Annotated in this window: 18 protein-coding genes; 7 read left to right on the forward strand and 11 right to left on the reverse strand. The window is 54.2% G+C overall.

Features of this window, described 5'->3' with window-relative positions; genetic code table 11:
- Nucleotides 1–67: 67 nt before the first annotated feature.
- The 3 genes from ACIPDS_RS08290 (at nucleotide 68) to ACIPDS_RS08300 (ending at nucleotide 3,710) form a co-directional block, all read left to right on the forward strand.
- Nucleotides 68–1,369, forward strand: coding sequence for an ABC transporter substrate-binding protein (locus tag ACIPDS_RS08290; RefSeq protein ID WP_400734726.1), 1,302 nt, complete (start codon nucleotides 68–70; stop codon nucleotides 1,367–1,369).
- 222 nt (nucleotides 1,370–1,591) lie between these two features.
- Nucleotides 1,592–2,275 (forward strand): copper/silver response regulator transcription factor, encoded by a 684-nt coding sequence (locus tag ACIPDS_RS08295; protein ID WP_166516807.1) that lies wholly within the window; start codon nucleotides 1,592–1,594, stop codon nucleotides 2,273–2,275.
- Nucleotides 2,265–3,710: a Cu(+)/Ag(+) sensor histidine kinase gene (locus tag ACIPDS_RS08300; protein ID WP_400734554.1), complete on the forward strand. Its 1,446-nt coding sequence runs from the start codon at nucleotides 2,265–2,267 to the stop codon at nucleotides 3,708–3,710. The genes ACIPDS_RS08295 and ACIPDS_RS08300 overlap by 11 nt, the downstream gene beginning before the upstream one ends.
- Here the strand turns inward: ACIPDS_RS08300 and ACIPDS_RS08305 are convergent.
- The gene (locus ACIPDS_RS08305) at nucleotides 3,707–4,132 is read right to left on the reverse strand and encodes a YhbP family protein (protein ID WP_400734556.1); all 426 of its coding nucleotides are present in this window, start codon (nucleotides 4,130–4,132) and stop codon (nucleotides 3,707–3,709) included. The genes ACIPDS_RS08300 and ACIPDS_RS08305 overlap by 4 nt on opposite strands.
- A 54-nt stretch (nucleotides 4,133–4,186) precedes the next feature.
- On the opposite strand from ACIPDS_RS08305, the gene ACIPDS_RS08310 reads away from it, so the two are divergent.
- Entirely contained in the window at nucleotides 4,187–4,471 is a 285-nt protein-coding gene (locus ACIPDS_RS08310; RefSeq protein ID WP_166516804.1) for a GIY-YIG nuclease family protein, read from the forward strand.
- Here ACIPDS_RS08310 and ACIPDS_RS08315 read toward each other — a convergent pair.
- Nucleotides 4,458–4,961 (reverse strand): GNAT family N-acetyltransferase, encoded by a 504-nt coding sequence (locus ACIPDS_RS08315; protein ID WP_166516803.1) that lies wholly within the window; start codon nucleotides 4,959–4,961, stop codon nucleotides 4,458–4,460. The genes ACIPDS_RS08310 and ACIPDS_RS08315 overlap by 14 nt on opposite strands.
- Nucleotides 4,955–5,479 carry an SCP2 domain-containing protein gene (locus ACIPDS_RS08320; protein ID WP_166516802.1) on the reverse strand — a complete coding sequence of 175 codons (525 nt, stop codon included), beginning with the start codon at nucleotides 5,477–5,479 and terminating at the stop codon, nucleotides 4,955–4,957. The genes ACIPDS_RS08315 and ACIPDS_RS08320 overlap by 7 nt, the downstream gene beginning before the upstream one ends.
- 220 nt (nucleotides 5,480–5,699) lie before the next feature.
- Here ACIPDS_RS08320 and ACIPDS_RS08325 point away from each other — a divergent pair, with 220 nt between their 5' ends.
- From ACIPDS_RS08325 to ACIPDS_RS08335, 3 genes are all read left to right on the forward strand, one after another.
- Nucleotides 5,700–6,695: a peptidase U32 family protein gene (locus ACIPDS_RS08325; protein WP_166516801.1), complete on the forward strand. Its 996-nt coding sequence runs from the start codon at nucleotides 5,700–5,702 to the stop codon at nucleotides 6,693–6,695.
- Nucleotides 6,686–7,582 (forward strand): U32 family peptidase, encoded by an 897-nt coding sequence (locus tag ACIPDS_RS08330; RefSeq protein ID WP_400734560.1) that lies wholly within the window; start codon nucleotides 6,686–6,688, stop codon nucleotides 7,580–7,582. Before ACIPDS_RS08325 ends, ACIPDS_RS08330 begins: the two co-directional genes overlap by 10 nt.
- 175 nt (nucleotides 7,583–7,757) lie before the next feature.
- Nucleotides 7,758–8,765 carry a luciferase-like monooxygenase gene (locus ACIPDS_RS08335; protein WP_400734562.1) on the forward strand — a complete coding sequence of 336 codons (1,008 nt, stop codon included), beginning with the start codon at nucleotides 7,758–7,760 and terminating at the stop codon, nucleotides 8,763–8,765.
- A gap of 137 nt (nucleotides 8,766–8,902) precedes the next feature.
- Here the strand turns inward: ACIPDS_RS08335 and mtr are convergent, their stop codons facing one another.
- The 8 genes from mtr to rbfA form a co-directional block, all read right to left on the reverse strand.
- Complete coding sequence (mtr, locus tag ACIPDS_RS08340) at nucleotides 8,903–10,147, reverse strand: tryptophan permease (RefSeq protein ID WP_400734564.1); 1,245 nt, start codon at nucleotides 10,145–10,147, stop codon at nucleotides 8,903–8,905.
- Between the two features lie 146 nt (nucleotides 10,148–10,293).
- Nucleotides 10,294–12,255, reverse strand: a complete 1,962-nt coding sequence (locus ACIPDS_RS08345) for a DEAD/DEAH family ATP-dependent RNA helicase (protein WP_400734566.1) — start codon at nucleotides 12,253–12,255, stop codon at nucleotides 10,294–10,296.
- Complete coding sequence (yrbN, locus tag ACIPDS_RS08350; protein WP_085954934.1) at nucleotides 12,248–12,328, reverse strand: protein YrbN; 81 nt, start codon at nucleotides 12,326–12,328, stop codon at nucleotides 12,248–12,250. Before yrbN ends, ACIPDS_RS08345 begins: the two co-directional genes overlap by 8 nt.
- Before the next feature lie 105 nt (nucleotides 12,329–12,433).
- Entirely contained in the window at nucleotides 12,434–13,318 is an 885-nt protein-coding gene (gene nlpI, locus ACIPDS_RS08355) for a lipoprotein NlpI (protein ID WP_166516796.1), read from the reverse strand.
- Nucleotides 13,319–13,429: 111 nt separating this feature from the next.
- Complete coding sequence (gene pnp / locus ACIPDS_RS08360; RefSeq protein WP_400734569.1) at nucleotides 13,430–15,559, reverse strand: polyribonucleotide nucleotidyltransferase; 2,130 nt, start codon at nucleotides 15,557–15,559, stop codon at nucleotides 13,430–13,432.
- Nucleotides 15,560–15,907: 348 nt separating this feature from the next.
- Entirely contained in the window at nucleotides 15,908–16,177 is a 270-nt protein-coding gene (rpsO, locus tag ACIPDS_RS08365; protein WP_062774204.1) for a 30S ribosomal protein S15, read from the reverse strand.
- Between the two features lie 146 nt (nucleotides 16,178–16,323).
- On the reverse strand, nucleotides 16,324–17,274 hold the full coding sequence (gene truB / locus ACIPDS_RS08370) for a tRNA pseudouridine(55) synthase TruB (RefSeq protein ID WP_400734571.1): 951 nt from the start codon (nucleotides 17,272–17,274) through the stop codon (nucleotides 16,324–16,326).
- Nucleotides 17,274–17,675, reverse strand: coding sequence for a 30S ribosome-binding factor RbfA (gene rbfA, locus ACIPDS_RS08375; protein WP_062774200.1), 402 nt, complete (start codon nucleotides 17,673–17,675; stop codon nucleotides 17,274–17,276). The genes truB and rbfA overlap by 1 nt, the downstream gene beginning before the upstream one ends.
- Between the last annotated feature and the right edge of the window lie 29 nt (nucleotides 17,676–17,704).

Consider the following 17,704-nt stretch of genomic DNA (forward strand, 5'->3'; position numbering starts at 1 on the left):
TCATCATTCTCACTCGCTTTTTTATCTGTTTTTACCTCTGTCCAGGGATAGATAATCCACTGCAAAACTGGAGTCAAAATATATGCATCTCAAAATAAAAGCGTTGAGTTTGGCCCTGTTACTCCCTATCTCACATCAGGCCTTCAGCGAACAGCTGGATGTCTGGATCCGCGCCAGCAATGATTCAAAAGTGATTTATCAGAAGCTAGCCGACCAGTTCCAGAAAGAGACGGGAATATCGATTAAATACTTCAATGCGGTCACCGATTTTGACCAGCGTCTGGCACGTGCCGCCACCGGTGGGGCACTGCCGGATGTGGTATTCAACGACGCCATTATTGTTGGCCAGATGGTGCAGTTGGGTATTGTCGATGAGATTAAACCCGGCGAGCTAAAAGGCGGCGGCGATGTCTATGAGGCGGCCTGGAAATCCACGCAGCTACCGGATGGTAAATACTATGGCGTGCCGACTTCCGCGCATACCTATGCCCTGTTTATTCGCAAGGATTGGCTCGACAAGCTCAACCTCAAAGCGCCGACCAACTGGGATGAGCTGAAAAAAGTGGCGCAGGCGTTTACCCATGACGACCCCGACGGCAACGGTAAAAAAGATACTTACGGCTTTACCATGCCGCTCGCCACAACGCGGGGATACGCGAGTTCATTTTCGTCGTCCTATCTTTGGCAGGCAGGCGGTAACTATTTAGTCGCCACCAAGCCGGGGAAATTTAAGGCCGCGCTGGACAGTAAAGAGATAGCCACAGCGATGGAATTTATGCGCGGTATGGTTTGCGAGGGGCTGGCGCAGCCGGGGGCAATCAACCACACCACCGCCGATGCCAACACCTCATTCCGCTCCGGCCAGACCGGTATGTACTCTTCCGGCCCGTACCATATCGCTCTGTTCGATAAAGATCCGGGGAAAGATACCTACACCGTGGTGCCCCCACCGGCCGGCCCCGGTGGCGCAACGTCAATGGCGGAAGGCACTACCGCATTCTTAATGAAAACCAGCCAGCGCAAAGCCGCGGCGAAGCGGTTCCTTGAGTTTTTAATCTCCCCGGAAGGGCAAAAGATCGGCATGGCGGTGGATAGCACGTCGATGCCGATCGTTAGGTTACCGGTTAACAAGACGCTGAATATTAAGGATTACCACGATGATCCGCGTTGGGAAGTGTTTGCCAGTACCTACGCCAAAGAGGGGCGCTATATGCCGCAGATCCCAAACTGGATCCCCGTGCGGCAGATTACCGCTGACGGCTTTAATAAAATTTATGCCAGCTGCGACGGCGATATTCCCGCGGTGCTCAAAGAGATCAACGCCAGGGTTAACGACGAGTTGAAGCGGCAAAACGCGTGGGCGCAGTAACCTTAACTATGTAGGTACTGTGAACACCCGCAATGGGGAGGCCTGATAAGGCGTAGCCGCCATCAGGCACAACCGCGCATATTGCCGGATGGCGGCTACGCCTTATCCGGCCTACACCGGGCGAGGGCTTAAATGACAATGCTGTCATTTAAGCCCTTAGCCGTTGCCATCAATACTCGCTCCATTAGAATGACTCCATCACACAGCGGTGACGGAGGGCAGGTGAAAATTCTGGTAGTGGAAGACGAGATTAAAACGGGCGAGTACCTGAGCAAGGGGCTGACGGAAGCAGGCTTTGTGGTCGATTATGCCGACAACGGCCTCAACGGTTATCACCTGGCGATGACCGCCGATTACGATCTTCTGGTACTGGATATCATGCTGCCGGACGTGAACGGCTGGGATATCGTGCGTATGCTGCGCGCCGCCAATAAGGGGATGCCGATCCTGCTATTGACCGCGCTGGGCACCATTGAACACCGAGTGAAAGGTCTGGAGCTGGGGGCGGATGATTATCTGGTGAAGCCGTTTGCCTTCGCGGAGCTGCTGGCGCGCGTCAGAACCCTGCTGCGTCGGGGCAATGCGGTCATTGCCGAAAGCCAGTTTCAGGTAGCCGATCTCCATCTTGATTTGGTCTCTCGTAAGGTGATGCGAGGCGATACCCGCATTACGCTCACCAGCAAAGAGTTTACCCTGCTTGAATTTTTCCTGCGCCATCAAGGGGAAGTGCTGCCGCGTTCGCTCATCGCTTCTCAGGTGTGGGATATGAATTTTGATAGCGATACCAACGCCATCGACGTCGCCATCAAACGTCTGCGCGCCAAAATCGATAACGATTTTTCGCCGAAGCTGATTCAAACCGTGCGTGGCGTCGGCTACGTGCTTGAGGTGCGCGATGAAGCTTAGTCTGCATCGGCGCCCGTTTTCGCTGGCCACCCGCCTGACCTTTTTCATTAGCCTCGCCACCATTATTGCCTTCGCGGCATTCACCGGAATCATGTTGTATTCGGTGGAAAAACATTTTGCCGAGCAGGACGTTAACGATTTAAAACAGGTCAACGCCACGCTTAACACGCTGCTGACCGCGCCGGATACGCCGGAAGCGTTGAAGATAAACAATATCAGTAGTGCGCTGGCAAGTTATCGAAATATCGCCGTGCTGCTGCGCAGCCCCGATAACCCGCAGTTATACCACTCGCCAAATGGGCCGGATCTTTCTGCAATTCTCGCGACACAAGACTTTGCTCAGGAGCTCAAATCCCAGCGTATGTTCCGCTGGGAAGGGAGCAACATGCCGCCGATGCCCGGTCATGAAGCCAGCGCCAGACCGACGACGACTTACCGTGTGATTGCCTCAACGATCCACGCGGGCGATCGCACTTACACGCTGCTTATCGCGCTGTCGATCGACTTCCATCTGCACTATCTTGATGAACTTAAACGTAATCTGATGATGATCGCCGCCGTCATCAGCCTGATGATTATTGGGATCGTGCTGATCGCCGTGCGCAAAGGCCACCAGCCGCTGCGAAATGTCAGTATGAGGATCAAGAATATCACTTCCGAAAATCTCGACGTGCGGCTGGAGCCCGAACGCGTGCCCATTGAGCTGGAACAGCTGGTGGTGTCGTTCAATCAGATGATCGGACGGATCGAGGACGTTTTCCGCCGCCAGGCCAACTTCTCCGCCGACATAGCCCATGAGATGCGCACGCCCATCACCAATCTGGTTACGCAAACGGAAATCGCCCTAAGCCATCCGCGCACGGTGAAAGAGCTGGAGGATGTGCTCTATTCCAGTCTCGAGGAATATAACCGGATGGCAAAAATGGTCAGCGATATGCTGTTTCTGGCGCAGGCCGATGAAAACCTGCTGGTGCCCGAGCGTATGCCGCTGGATCTGCAAACGGAAACCATGAAGGTGTTTGAGTTCTTCGAAGCCTGGGCGGAGGAGCGCGAAGTCAGGCTCAATTTTGTTGGCTCGTCGGTGCTGATTGAGGGCGATCCGCTGATGATCCGTCGGGTTATCAATAACCTGCTGTCGAATGCTATCCGCTATACGCCTCGCGGGATGTCGGTCACCGTACAGGCAAGTGAAGATAATGATCGGATCGTCTATCGCGTTGAGAATCCGGGGACACCGATTCCCCCTGAGCATCTGCCGCGACTGTTCGATCGTTTCTATCGGGTCGATCCTTCACGTCAGCGCAAGGGGGACAACAGCGGGATCGGGTTGGCTATCGTTAAATCGATCGTGCGGGCGCACGGTGGCAGGATCCATGTGACGTCAGATACCGTCGCCACACGCTTTATCATTGAGCTGCCTAAAATGGGAAGTTAGTCGCGCAGCCAGTGTAATTTCTTGCCGAAACCGAGGGTGTTGTCAGTGAACTTGAGTTCATCAAGGCGCAGCTCCCAGACCGGGGCTTGCAGCATGCGGGCTACCGGGAAACGGCGAACGTAACGCGCACGTTTTTCTGCGGCATCCTCACCTTCGAGTAAACGAATTTCGCCTTTGAACTGGACGCCGCGAATCAGCGCCACCGTTTTCGGCTGGCCGTTCACCGTACCGGCCACCGGAGCTTGTTTGCCGGTCATTTGTCCGTGGCGCGTCGTCTCCTCGCTAAGCACATAAAAAGCCACGCGCTGCGGGTCATAGACGTAGAAAGCGTTGGCGCACCACAGCTCGCCTTCACTCGTCACGCACCAGGTCACTACATGTTGTTTTGATAGCCAGCGGCTAATGGCAGCAAGCGTTTCCATCTGTTCTCTCCGTTATGCTATGGTGCGTCCATCATCACAGACAGGTTGGCACACGTGCGTTGGTTTTTGTATCTCGTCCGAACCGCAGACGACAAATTGTACACCGGTATCACCACTGATGTTGAACGGCGATTCCACCAGCATCAGAGCGGGAAAGGTGCAAAAGCGCTGCGCGGCAAAGGCGAACTGCGGCTGGTATTTTCTGGTGAAGTGGGCGAGCACTCGCTGGCGCTCCGCCTGGAGTATCGCATCAAGCAGTTGACGAAGCGCCAGAAAGAGCGCCTCGTCACCGGTGATGGTTCGTTTGAAACGTTACTGCACAGCCTTACAGGCGATTGAAGTGGTCGGAATACTCCACCAGACCATGGACGCCATTTAGTGCGTCATCTGCCAGAGGATGCACCATAAACGCCTCCTCGGTGTCCGGCCAGCGGCAGCGCAGATCGTACTGCGCGGCGCGTTCAAAACCGAAACGGCTGTACATTGCCGGTTCGCCGAGCGTAACCACGGCGGCATAGCCGAATTCATTCAGTGAATCCAGACCTTCATAGACCATCTGGCGCGCCAGACCCTGGCCGCGATATTCAGCGTCGACAGCCAGTGGCGCAAGCCCCACCCACTGCAACTCTTCGCCTTCAATACTCACCGGACTAAAGGCGACATAGCCAACAACATGGCCTTCATCATCCGTCGCCACCAGACCTAGCGTAATCAGGCCGTCTTCGCGCAGTTCGCGTACCAGATTGGCTTCGCCATCACCGTTGAAAGTACGACGCAACAGCGCGTCGATGCCCGGGGCATCAATTCCAATTTCGACTCGAATCAGCATGGCTCACCTACCGATGTATGTTTAGTTTCTGATGGCGATTTAAGGCCTGCTTCGACAAAATCAGCCAACTGCATCAGCATCACGCGCAGCGCTTTAGGCATCTGCTCAAGCTCAATGGCATCCATCAGGTTTTTGACATAGAGCCCCAGCTCCGTGTCCCCTTCAATCACCAGACGACGCTGGAAGAAGAGCGTGTCCGGGTCCTGTTTGCGCGCCGCAATCATCAGTAAATCGCTGGCATCCGCACTGAAGCTGACGTCCGCCTGGGCGGCGTCGCTGACAATTAAGCGCTCGTTTTCCACCGAGGTAAACCATTTCAGGCCAATATCGCGCACCTCAATGCTCAACCAACGCCCCTCAAGAAAATCCAGTTCGCCATCATTGAGCGCCTGGCGGAACTGCCAGCTTAACATCTGCTGCAGAACCTGGCGTTTCAGCGCGAACGGCGTCAATTTCACCGGGACGCTCATCAAAGTAGGCGCTACATGAACCAGACGTGAACGCAGTTTATCCAACACAAGCTTTACTCCCTGAATGCAATAGTTCCGTTATTTTGCCATATCAGTTAAACAACATAGCGGCGTAAATCAACAATTATGTCGTGAGGCAGAGGGATTATTGGCGTCATCAATACGCTTTTGTCTGCCTCAAATCAAAAATGATTAGCGATAGGTTAACTAAAATCCCTATTCATTAACAATAATGCGCCCCTGCTGGGCCGCAAACTCAGGAAGAATTATGGAGTTGCTCTGCCCTGCCGGAAACCTTCCGGCGCTGAAGGCGGCTATCGAAAACGGTGCCGATGCGGTGTATATCGGGCTGAAGGATGATACCAACGCCCGCCATTTCGCCGGTCTTAACTTCACCGAGAAAAAGCTGCAAGAAGCGGTGAGCTTCGTACATCAGCATAACCGTAAGCTGCATATCGCCATTAATACCTTCGCGCACCCTGACGGCTACGTGCGCTGGCAACGCGCCGTGGATATGGCCGCACAGCTGGGCGCCGATGCGCTGATCCTTGCCGACATCGCCATGCTTGAGTATGCCGCAGAGCGCTATCCGCATATTGAGCGCCATGTCTCCGTTCAGGCATCCGCGACCAACGAAGAAGCGATTAATTTCTATCATCGCAATTTTGACGTCGCCCGCGTCGTGCTGCCGCGCGTGCTGTCTATTCACCAGGTTAAGCAATTGGCCCGCGTCACGCCGGTGCCGCTGGAAGTGTTCGCCTTTGGTAGCCTGTGCATTATGGCGGAAGGCCGCTGCTATCTTTCCTCTTACCTGACCGGCGAGTCGCCAAACACCGTGGGAGCCTGCTCTCCGGCGCGCTACGTGCGCTGGCAGCAAACGCCACAGGGTCTGGAGTCGCGTCTTAACGAAGTATTAATTGACCGCTACCAGGATGGCGAAAACGCCGGTTATCCGACGCTGTGCAAAGGCCGCTATATGGTCGACGGCGAGCGCTATCATGCGCTGGAAGAACCGACAAGCCTCAACACGCTGGAGCTTTTGCCAGAACTGCTGGCCGCTAATATCGCGTCGGTCAAAATTGAAGGCCGCCAGCGTAGCCCTGCTTATGTTAGCCAGGTGGCGAAAGTCTGGCGTCAGGCGATTGACCGCTGTATGGCTGACCCACAGAATTTCGTCGCTCAGGATTCATGGATGGAAACGCTCGGCTCAATGTCCGAAGGCACCCAGACCACCCTCGGCGCGTATCACCGTAAATGGCAGTAGGAACAGCAATGAAATATTCATTAGGGCCGGTGCTTTACTACTGGCCAAAAGAGACGCTGGAAGATTTTTACCAGCAGGCCGCCGCAAGCCACGCCGATACCATTTATCTGGGCGAAGCGGTATGCAGCAAGCGCCGCGCCACCAAAGTGGGCGATTGGCTGGATATGGCGAAATCTCTCGCCGGGAGCGGCAAGCAGGTGGTGCTTTCCACGCTGGCGCTGGTGCAGGCTTCATCAGAACTGGGCGAGCTCAAGCGCTATGTTGAAAACGGTGATTTTCTGGTGGAAGCCAGCGATCTTGGCGTGGTCAATATGTGTGCCGACCGTAAGCTGCCGTTTGTCGCCGGTCATGCGCTGAACTGCTACAACGCGGTGACCCTGCGTCTGCTGCAAAAACAGGGCATGACGCGCTGGTGTATGCCGGTTGAGCTGTCTCGTGATTGGCTGGTGAATCTGCTGAATCAATGTGAAGAATTGGGTATCCGCGATAAGTTCGAAGTGGAGGTGCTAAGCTACGGACATTTGCCGCTGGCCTACTCCGCCCGCTGTTTTACCGCGCGTTCAGAAGACAAGCCGAAAGATGAGTGTGAAACCTGCTGCATTAAGTACCCTACCGGGCGCAACGTGTTATCGCAGGAGAACCAGCAGGTGTTTGTGCTTAACGGTATTCAGACCATGAGCGGCTATGTGTATAACCTGGGCAACGAGCTGACCTCGATGCACGGACTGGTCGATATGGTGCGTCTGTCGCCGATGGGCAAGGAGACGTTTGCGATGCTTGATGCTTTCCGCGCCAATGAAAACGGCAATGCCCCGCTGCCGCTGGCGGCGAACAGTGATTGTAACGGTTACTGGAAGCGGCTGGCCGGTCTGGAATTACAGGCATAAGCATTCCCGGCGGCGCTGCGCTTGGCCGGGCTACAATGCGTTTGTAGGCCTGAAAAGCGTAGCGCCATCAGGCATTTTATGTTTATCACCAGTCTTATAAAGCTCACTTTGTTAACAACATTCACTATTCTTTAATGCAGTATGACAAGATTAGCTGGTAACAAAGTGAGCCTTTATGACTGACAAAACCGTTGCATATTCGGTGCTGGATCTCGCACCGATCCCCCAGGGTTCCTCCGCGCGAGAAGCCTTCTCTCATTCGCTCGACCTCGCAAAACTGGCAGAAAAGCGGGGTTATCAGCGCTATTGGCTGGCTGAACACCACAATATGACCGGCATCGCCAGCGCGGCGACATCGGTACTGATTGGCTATCTGGCGGCGAACACCACGACGCTGCATCTCGGTTCCGGCGGCGTGATGCTGCCGAACCATTCACCGCTGGTGATAGCCGAGCAGTTCGGCACGCTCAATACGTTATATCCGGGACGTATCGATCTTGGACTTGGTCGCGCGCCGGGCAGCGATCAGCCAACAATGCGCGCGCTGCGTCGTCATATGGGCGGCGATATTGATAACTTCCCCCGCGATGTGGCAGAACTGGTGGACTGGTTTGATGCTCGCGATCCTGACCCACAGGTGCGCCCGGTGCCGGGATACGGCGAGAAAATCCCGGTATGGTTACTAGGCTCAAGTTTGTACAGCGCACAGCTGGCAGCACAGCTTGGCCTACCTTTTGCCTTTGCTTCACATTTCGCACCGGACATGCTGTTCCAGGCGTTGCATCTGTATCGTACCCACTTCAAGCCGTCAGCACGGCTGGAAAAACCGTATGCAATGGTGTGCATCAACATCATCGCCGCCGACAGCAATCGCGATGCGGAATTCCTCTTTACCTCCATGCAGCAGGCGTTTACCAGGCTTCGCCGGGGTGAAACTGGGCAGTTGCCGCCACCGATTCAGGATATGAGCAAGTTCTGGTCTCCGTCGGAGAAGTATGGGGTTGACCAGGCGCTCGGCATGTCATTGGTGGGAGATAAAGCGAAGGTGCGCCACGGGCTGGAGTCGATTCTGCGGGAAACCCAGGCGGATGAGATTATGGTTAATGGGCAGATTTTTGACCATCAGGCGCGGTTGCATTCGTTTGATTTAGCGATGGATGTGAAGCAGGAATTGTTGGGATAGTGCAGTTTGTTCCCCTCACCCCGGCCCTCTCCCCAAAGGGGCGAGGGAGAAAACCCGATTGGTGCTGGCGTTAAAAACTGCACGGGGCAGTTCCCTCTCGCCTTTGGGGAGAGGGTTAGGGTGAGGGGAAGAATGCCTTACTGATAAACCGGCAGTAGATTAAAGCTCGACAGCACATGCACCAGCGCGTTACCCACCCCGAACACCAGAATCAGCGCAATCATCGGCTTACCGCCCCAGACGCGGAATTTCGGGCTACCAAAACGCTTGCGGGATTTACGTGCCAGCAGCGCCGGAACAATTGCCGCCCAAATCGTTGCCGCCAGCCCCGCATAGCCAATGGCGTACAGGAAACCGTTCGGCCATAACAGACCACCGATAATCGGCGGCAGGAAGGTCAGCAGCGCGGTTTTAAAACGACCCAGCGCAGAATCATCAAAGCCGAACAGATCCGCCAGGTAGTCAAACAGCCCCAGCGTCACGCCAAGAAACGAACTGGCTACCGCAAAGTTTGAGAACACCACCAGCAGGAGATCGAGGCTACGGCTATTGAGCACGCCGCTCAGCGCCTGTACCAGCACATCGATATTACCGCCCTTTTGCGCGATGCCGATAAATTCTGGACGTGGGATGTTACCCATCGTCGCCAACAGCCACACCGTGTAGAGCACCAGCGCCAGCAGCGTGCCGTAGACCAGGCACTTCACGATGGTCTTAGGATCTTTGCCGTAGTACTTCATCAGGCTCGGCACGTTGCCGTGGTAGCCAAACGAGGCCAGACAGAACGGCAGCGTCATCAGCAGGTAAGGCGTATAGCTGGCATGCGTCTCCGCAACGTTAAACAGCGTGGTGGGCGTGACGTGGCCCATCAGGCTACCGAAGGTCAGGAAGAAGGTGATGACCTTGGCGCCCAGCACGATGGCCGTCATACGGCTTACCGCTTTGGTGCTCAACCACACCACGAACGCCACCAGCAGTGCAAAGCCAAAGCCCGCCGCACGTGCCGGAACATTCAGCGACATCTCAGCAAAGGTATGGTGCAGAATCGAGCCGCTCGCTGAAATGTAGGCGTAGGTCAGGATGTAGAGCACAAAAGCAATAGAGATGCCGTTAACGACGTTCCAGCCCTTGCCCAGCAGATCTTTCGTGATGGTGTCGAAGCTTGAACCAATTCGGTAGTTCAGGTTGGCCTCAAGGATCATTAGCCCTGAGTGCAGCATGCAGAACCAGGTAAACACCAGCGCCGCCATTGACCAGAAGAACCACGCCCCGGACATGACGACCGGTAAGGAAAACATCCCAGCACCAATGATTGTGCCGCCAATGATCACCACGCCGCCAAGCAGCGATGGGGACGTTTGGGTGGTGGTTAGTGTCGCCATACAGCCTTATCTCCAGTGTATTATTTTGCTACTGCATTCCAATGTGTCGCACTGTACCAGTACACGAGTACAAATGAAATAAAAAAAAGCCCCAATCATAAAGATCGGGGCTGTCATTATTACTTTACGCTAATAAGCTGCGAGGCTTATGCGTCACCGCCGAAACGACGACGACCGGTAGAGTCATCACGACGCGGTGCGGAACCAGCATCATCACGGCGCGGCGCACGGTTACCGTTGCCACCGTCACGACGTTCGCCGCTGAAACGACGACCATCACCACGGCCACCTTCACGGCGCTCACCGCCAAAGCCACGACCGCCTTCACGACGTTCGCCGCCGAATGCACGGCCGCCTTCACGACGCTCACCACCACGACCACCACGGTCAGAACGCGGCTGGGCATCGCCCATCAGCTGCATGTTCATTGGCTTGTTCAGAATGCGAGTGCGAGTAAAGTGTTGCAGAACTTCGCCCGGCATACCTTTTGGCAGTTCGATAGTAGAGTGAGTACCGAACAGCTTGATGTTACCGATGTAACGGCTGCTGATGTCGCCTTCGTTAGCAATCGCGCCAACGATATGACGAACTTCAACACCATCATCACGGCCCACTTCAATGCGGTACAGTTCCATATCGCCAACGTCACGACGTTCGCGCTTAGGACGATCTTCACCGCCACGCTCAGCACGGTCACGAGGACCACGGTCATTACGGTCGCCACGACGTTCGAAACGATCGTCACGCTCACGGAACTCACGCTTAGCACGCATTGGCGCATCAGGTGGAACGATGAGAGAACGTTCGCCCTGTGCCATTTTCAGCAGCGCAGCGGCCAGCGTTTCAACGTCCAGCTCTTCGCCTTCTGCGGTTGGCTTAATTTGCGCCAGCAGTGCACGGTACTGATCCAGATCGCTGCTTTCCAGCTGCTGCTGTACTTTCGCGGCGAATTTTTCCAGACGGCGTTTGCCCAGCAGATCTGCGTTTGGCAGTTCAACTTCTGGAATGGACAGCTTCATGGTGCGTTCGATGTTGCGCAGCAGACGACGCTCGCGGTTCTCAACGAACAGCAGCGCACGACCCGCACGACCCGCACGACCGGTACGACCGATACGGTGAACGTAAGACTCGGAGTCCATTGGAATGTCGTAGTTCACAACAAGGCTAATACGCTCAACGTCCAGACCACGTGCTGCAACGTCAGTTGCAATCAGGATGTCCAGGCGACCGTCTTTCAGACGTTCCAGAGTCTGCTCACGCAGGGACTGGTTCATGTCACCGTTCAGCGCAGCGCTGCTGTAGCCGCTACGTTCCAGCGCTTCAGCCACTTCCAGAGTCGCGTTTTTGGTACGCACGAAGATAATCGCCGCATCAAAGTCTTCCGCTTCCAGGAAACGTACCAGTGCTTCATTCTTACGCATGCCGTAAACAGACCAGAAGCTCTGGCTGATGTCCGGGCGAGTAGTAACGCTAGACTGAATGCGCACTTCCTGCGGATCTTTCATAAAGCGACGGGTAATACGACGGATTGCTTCCGGCATGGTTGCAGAGAACAGAGCGGTCTGATGACCTTCTGGGATCTGAGCCATGATGGTTTCAACGTCTTCGATAAAGCCCATACGCAGCATTTCGTCAGCTTCGTCCAGCACCAGACCGCTCAGTTTAGAGAGATCCAGGGTGCCGCGCTTCAGGTGGTCTAACAGACGACCCGGAGTACCGACGACAATCTGTGGCCCTTGACGCAGGGCGCGTAACTGCACGTCATAACGCTGGCCGCCGTAAAGGGCTACCACGTTTACGCCGCGCATATGTTTAGAAAATTCAGTCATTGCTTCAGCAACCTGAACCGCCAGTTCGCGGGTCGGTGCCAGCACCAGAATCTGTGGTGCTTTCAGCTCAGGATCAAGGTTGTTCAGCAGCGGTAAGGAGAACGCTGCGGTTTTACCGCTACCGGTCTGGGCCATACCCAGAACATCGCGGCCGCCCAGCAGGTGTGGGATACACTCAGCCTGGATCGGAGATGGTTTTTCGTAACCCAGATCGTTAAGGGCTTCAAGGATAGGAGCTTTAAGCCCCAGATCTGCAAAAGTGGTTTCGAATTCAGCCATGTAGTACGTGTGCCTCAAAATTAATGGCGGCCAGTCTACATAACTCATCGTGAAAATTTTCGGTAATTTTCATTAAAAGTGTGAACCGGCTCAAAGTAGGTGTATTAACGAACAACAACGCCCTCACCCGTTAAGGTGATGACAATCAAAAGAGATTATGGGCTGATGTGTACGTCAGCTATTGCTGGTCCGATTCTGCCAGGTCATCTTGCTCCTGGCCCAAGAGCGCTAATTCCAACAATGCGTATCGGTGCTCAACGTAGTTGTGTACGTTGTTGGCAACCGCCAGTTTGAACAGTGCCGTAGCGCTGTCCTTGTCCCCCAGACTTAGGTAGTACTTACCTAAATAGAAGTTGGTTTCACTGAGATGCTCAGCGAGCGAGGTGTTATCCGTTGCGTCCGCCTTCAGGCGTTCCATTAACGTTTTTTCGTCAATGTTGCCCAGGTAGAACTCGACAATGTTCCATCCCCATTGCTCTTTATCCGATTTGTCGAAGCGTTGCTTCAACGCATCTTTGGCCTGCTTCTCATCGAGCTTCTGCTCAGCGAGATATAGCCACAGGCTGCGGAAAGGATCATTGGGATCGTCTTGATAAAACGCTAGCAGATCATCTTGCGCTAATTTAGCACGGCCACCGTAATAAAGTGCGATGCCGCGGTTCAAGTGCGCATAATTGTAAGTTGGATCAAGCTCAAGTACAGAATCAAACGCTTCATAGGCAGCATCAAAATTGCCTGCCTGCGTTAAATAAATGCCTAAGTAATTGAATACTTCAGGCATATCGGGTCTGATAGCCAGCGCTTGCGAAAAATCGTTACGCGCTAATGCTCTCAAACCTAGACTATCATACAACACTCCGCGCTCATATAAAAGCTGTGCGCGTTCGTCATCGGTCAAAGCCCGACTGGCAAGAATTTGTTCCATGCGTGCCAGGATCACTTCCTGCTGTAAAGTCGGTTGCAATGGTACCGCGAGGACTTCACTTTTACGCCAGGCAGAGCTGTTGCATCCTGCCAGCGTGAGTGCTGTCGCCACGAAACACCAGCGCAAAAAAGGCTTCATTTCCCACTCCCGAAGACAACAAATGGATGAACGTCCTGTTCCCCGCATGCAAACAAGGCATCATGCCAGCGAAATGCGCCCTCCGCAAACGCGGAGGGCAAAAGGCAAACCTTACTCGCCTTGTTCCGCTTCCGGTGCAACCGGTGCGGTAGAAGACTGTTCAGTTGCTTCTTTGATGCTCAGACGTACGCGGCCCTGGCGGTCAACTTCCAGAACTTTAACCGGCACTTCCTGGTTCATCTGCAGATAGTCGGTCACTTTCTCAACGCGCTTGTCAGCGATCTGAGAGATGTGAACCAGACCTTCTTTACCGCCACCGATAGCAACGAATGCACCGAAGTCGACGATACGAGTCACTTTACCGTTGTAGATACGACCCACTTCGATTTCTGCGGTGATCTCTTCGATACGACGAATCGCGTATTTCGCTTTTTCGCCGTCGGTCGCTGCGATCTTCACGGTACCGTCATCTTCGATTTCGATGGTGGTGCCGGTTTCTTCGGTCAGCGCACGGATAACAGAACCGCCTTTACCGATAACGTCTTTGATCTTGTCTGGGCTGATCTTGATCGTGTGGATACGTGGAGCGAACTGAGAGATGTCGCCACGTGGCGCGTTAATCGCCTGTTCCATCACGCCCAGGATGTGCAGACGTGCACCTTTAGCCTGGTTCAGAGCGGCCTTCATGATCTCTTTGGTGATGCCTTCAATTTTGATATCCATCTGCAGCGCAGAGATACCGTCGCGGGAACCCGCTACTTTGAAGTCCATATCACCCAGGTGATCTTCGTCGCCCAGGATGTCAGACAGAACAACGTAGTTGTCGCCTTCTTTCACCAGACCCATCGCGATACCTGCAACGGCCGCTTTGATTGGCACGCCTGCGTCCATCAGCGCCAGAGAAGCACCGCACACGGAAGCCATGGAAGAAGAACCGTTGGATTCGGTGATTTCAGACACAACACGTACGGTGTACGGGAATTTATCCAGATCCGGCATCACTGCCAGCACGCCGCGTTTCGCCAGGCGACCGTGACCAATTTCACGACGCTTAGGAGAACCCACCATGCCAGTTTCACCTACGCAGTACGGAGGGAAGTTGTAGTGGAACAGGAAGTTGTCAGTACGCTCGCCCATCAGCTCGTCGAGGTTCTGTGCGTCACGGGTGGTGCCCAGGGTCGCGGTAACCAGCGCCTGAGTTTCGCCACGGGTGAATAGCGCAGAGCCGTGAGTACGTGGCAGTACGCCAGTACGAACGTCCAGACCACGGATCATGTCTTTTTCACGGCCATCGATACGCGGCTCGCCTGCCAGTACGCGGCTACGAACAACGTTTTTCTCGATAGCGTGCAGGATTTCGCCCAGCTCGTTAGCGTCCAGGGTTTCGTCTTCTGCGGTCAGCTGAGCGATGGTTTCAGATTTGATCACGTCAACCTGAGCATAACGCTCTTGTTTGTCGGTGATACGGTAAGCGTCGCTCAGGCGAGCTTCCGCCAGCGCAGCAACGCGCGCATTCAGCGCTTCGTTGACGGCTTCTGGCTGCCAATCCCAACGTGGTTTACCGGCTTCTTTAACCAGCTCGTTGATTTCTTTGATAACAACCTGCTGCTGATCGTGACCAAACACGACAGCACCCAGCATCTGGTCTTCGCTCAGCAGTTCTGCTTCGGATTCAACCATCAGCACGGCACCTTCGGTACCGGCAACAACCAGGTTCAGTTTGCTTTCTTTCAGCTCGTCCTGAGTCGGGTTCAGTACGTACTGGTCATTAATATAACCAACACGTGCAGCACCGATTGGGCCGTTGAACGGAATACCGGACAGGGACAGCGCAGCAGATGCACCGATCATTGCCACGATATCTGGGTTGATCTGTGGGTTAACGGAAACCACGGTCGCAATAACCTGGACTTCGTTAACAAAGCCTTCAGGGAACAGCGGACGAACCGGGCGGTCAATCAGACGCGCGATCAGGGTTTCGCCTTCGCTTGGACGGCCTTCACGACGGAAGAAGCTGCCTGGGATACGGCCAGCAGCGTAAGTACGCTCCTGATAGTTAACGGTCAGCGGGAAGAAGTCCTGGCCTGGTTTCGCTTTTTTCTGGCCGACAACGGTAACGAATACCGCAGTGTCATCCATGCTAACCATAACGGCTGCAGTCGCCTGACGCGCCATCATGCCGGTTTCCAGCGTGACGGTGTGTTGGCCGTACTGGAACTTACGAACGATCGGATTAAGCAAAATTCTATCCTTTCTTAATATGCGGCTGAGCACCCCTTGGTGTCTCTGCCAATGGAACCGATCTTCTTTGCATCCTCGCGACTAATGACAATCCTAACCCGGTCTGGGTGAAGCCTCTCATTAGCCGCGCGAACCTCTGCAACGAAGAATATGTACAACAACAATACATTATACCCGTTATCTTTCAAAATACTGCTGTGTTGGCAATTCCAGCTTAATTTTATCTAAACAAGATGGGATGGCCTGAACACCATATCAGTGATTTTGCGGGTACATGCTTTCATAACGTACTGCCGTCTGGTGGAAAAAAGGGGCCATAAAGGCCCCTCTTTCTGAAACTCGCTAGAGTTAGCGACGCAGACCCAGACGCTCGATCAGCGCAGTGTAACGTGCAACATCTTTACGTTTCAGGTAGTCCAGCAGTTTACGACGCTGAGAAACCATACGCAGCAGACCACGACGGCTGTGGTGATCTTTTTTGTGCTCAGAGAAGTGACCCTGCAGGTGGTTGATCTGTGCAGTCAGCAGTGCAACCTGAACTTCGGTAGAACCACTGTCGTTTTCGCCACGACCGAACTCAGAAACGATTTTTGCTTTAGCTTCAACGCTTAGAGACATTTTGAACTCCAAATTTAAAAGAAAGAAAGGGTGCCGATCTCTAATTCAGCGACCCCTGATATAACGCGCGCCAATTGTTAAACAATTAAGCAGACGTTAAGCCGCGATATTCTACCCGCAGCGCTCTGTTATCGCAAGCGACAGAGTCAGGCTGACTCGGTGTACTCGACGACCAGACGGCGTGGAGCCACGCGGCCTTCATCATCAATTTCACCCATACCCAGAAATTTCCCTTCTTCCCCTTCAGTCACGCGAACCAGGCCGTCCACCGGCGCGCCGGTGGTGCGTACCGGGTTACCATTTTTGAAGTAAACCGATGAGGTGAGAGGAATATTGACCACCGGATAGTCCGACGCGGGACTGTCCATTGGCATCAATAAGGGATCGAGCAGTTCTGCCGCCGGGATGCCCTGCTGTTCGGCTTGTGCAACCAGCTCTTGCAGATGATCCAGCGTCACCATCCGTTCAACCGGGTATTTGCTGACCGCCAGACGACGCAGGAAAATGACGTGCGCGCCACAGCCGAGCTTCTCGCCGAGATCGTCAATGATGGTACGAATATAAGTGCCTTTTGAGCAGTGAATTTCCAGCTCAACCTCATCACCTTCATGACGAATAAACTGCAATTCGTAGACGGTAATCGGGCGCGCTTCACGCGGCACTTCAATTCCCTGACGGGCGTATTCGTAGAGTTTTTTCCCCTGATACTTCAGCGCAGAGTACATTGATGGCACCTGCTGGGTGTCACCACGGAAACTCTCAAGCGCGTCGGCCAGTTGAGACTCGCTGACGTTAACCGGACGCTCTTCGACTATCTGCCCTTCGGCATCCGAGGTATCGGTACGTTGCCCTAAACGTGCAACCACCCGATAGCGTTTGTCGGAGTCGAGCAGATACTGGGAAAACTTGGTGGCTTCACCCAGGCAAATCGGCAGCATACCGGTTGCCAGTGGATCCAGCGCACCCGTATGCCCGGCACGGTTAGCGTTATAAATACGTTTAACCTTTTGCAGCACATCATTGCTGGACGCGCCTAATGGCTTATCCAGCAACAGTACGCCGTGAATATCACGGCCGCGACGACGAGGACGACTCATCAGTCCTCCTTGCTGTCGTCCGGGTTCACACGACGTTCATCGTCATGCTTGACCACGTTGCTGACCAGGTTTGACATGCGCATCCCTTCAACCAACGAGTTGTCGTAGAAGAAGGTCAGTTCAGGCACGATACGCAGACGCATGGCTTTACCCAGCAGCGAACGGATGAAGCCAGAGGCTTCCTGTAACGCTTTGATGCCTGCTTTCACGGCAGCTTCATCTTTGTCGTTCAGGAAAGTCACGAACACTTTGGCGTAGGCCAGGTCGCGAGACATTTCAACACCGGAAACGGTGGTCATCATACCCAGGCGTGGGTCTTTAATTTCGCGCTGCAGGATGATAGCGATCTCTTTTTGCATTTCCTGAGACACGCGCTGTGGGCGACCAAATTCTTTCGCCATAATAAATTCTCCAGACAAAAAAGGGGCTA

This window comes from Kluyvera sp. NPDC087067, assembly GCF_044745165.1.
Lineage (GTDB): Bacteria > Pseudomonadota > Gammaproteobacteria > Enterobacterales > Enterobacteriaceae > Kluyvera.

Excerpts from the sequence above, each read along its gene's own strand:
- nlpI (WP_166516796.1), bottom strand. The coding sequence starts at position 13,318 with ATGAAGCCTTTTTTGCGCTGGTGTTTCGTGGCGACAGCACTCACGCTG.
- ACIPDS_RS08305 (WP_400734556.1), bottom strand. The coding sequence starts at position 4,132 with ATGGAAACGCTTGCTGCCATTAGCCGCTGGCTATCAAAACAACATGTA.
- mtr (WP_400734564.1), bottom strand. The coding sequence starts at position 10,147 with ATGGCGACACTAACCACCACCCAAACGTCCCCATCGCTGCTTGGCGGC.
- ACIPDS_RS08345 (WP_400734566.1), bottom strand. The coding sequence starts at position 12,255 with ATGGCTGAATTCGAAACCACTTTTGCAGATCTGGGGCTTAAAGCTCCT.
- truB (WP_400734571.1), bottom strand. The coding sequence starts at position 17,274 with ATGAGTCGTCCTCGTCGTCGCGGCCGTGATATTCACGGCGTACTGTTG.
- rbfA (WP_062774200.1), bottom strand. The coding sequence starts at position 17,675 with ATGGCGAAAGAATTTGGTCGCCCACAGCGCGTGTCTCAGGAAATGCAA.
- ACIPDS_RS08325 (WP_166516801.1), top strand. The coding sequence starts at position 5,700 with ATGGAGTTGCTCTGCCCTGCCGGAAACCTTCCGGCGCTGAAGGCGGCT.
- yrbN (WP_085954934.1), bottom strand. The coding sequence starts at position 12,328 with ATGAAAATTACCGAAAATTTTCACGATGAGTTATGTAGACTGGCCGCC.
- ACIPDS_RS08335 (WP_400734562.1), top strand. The coding sequence starts at position 7,758 with ATGACTGACAAAACCGTTGCATATTCGGTGCTGGATCTCGCACCGATC.
- ACIPDS_RS08330 (WP_400734560.1), top strand. The coding sequence starts at position 6,686 with ATGGCAGTAGGAACAGCAATGAAATATTCATTAGGGCCGGTGCTTTAC.
- ACIPDS_RS08315 (WP_166516803.1), bottom strand. The coding sequence starts at position 4,961 with ATGCTGATTCGAGTCGAAATTGGAATTGATGCCCCGGGCATCGACGCG.
- rpsO (WP_062774204.1), bottom strand. The coding sequence starts at position 16,177 with ATGTCTCTAAGCGTTGAAGCTAAAGCAAAAATCGTTTCTGAGTTCGGT.
- ACIPDS_RS08300 (WP_400734554.1), top strand. The coding sequence starts at position 2,265 with ATGAAGCTTAGTCTGCATCGGCGCCCGTTTTCGCTGGCCACCCGCCTG.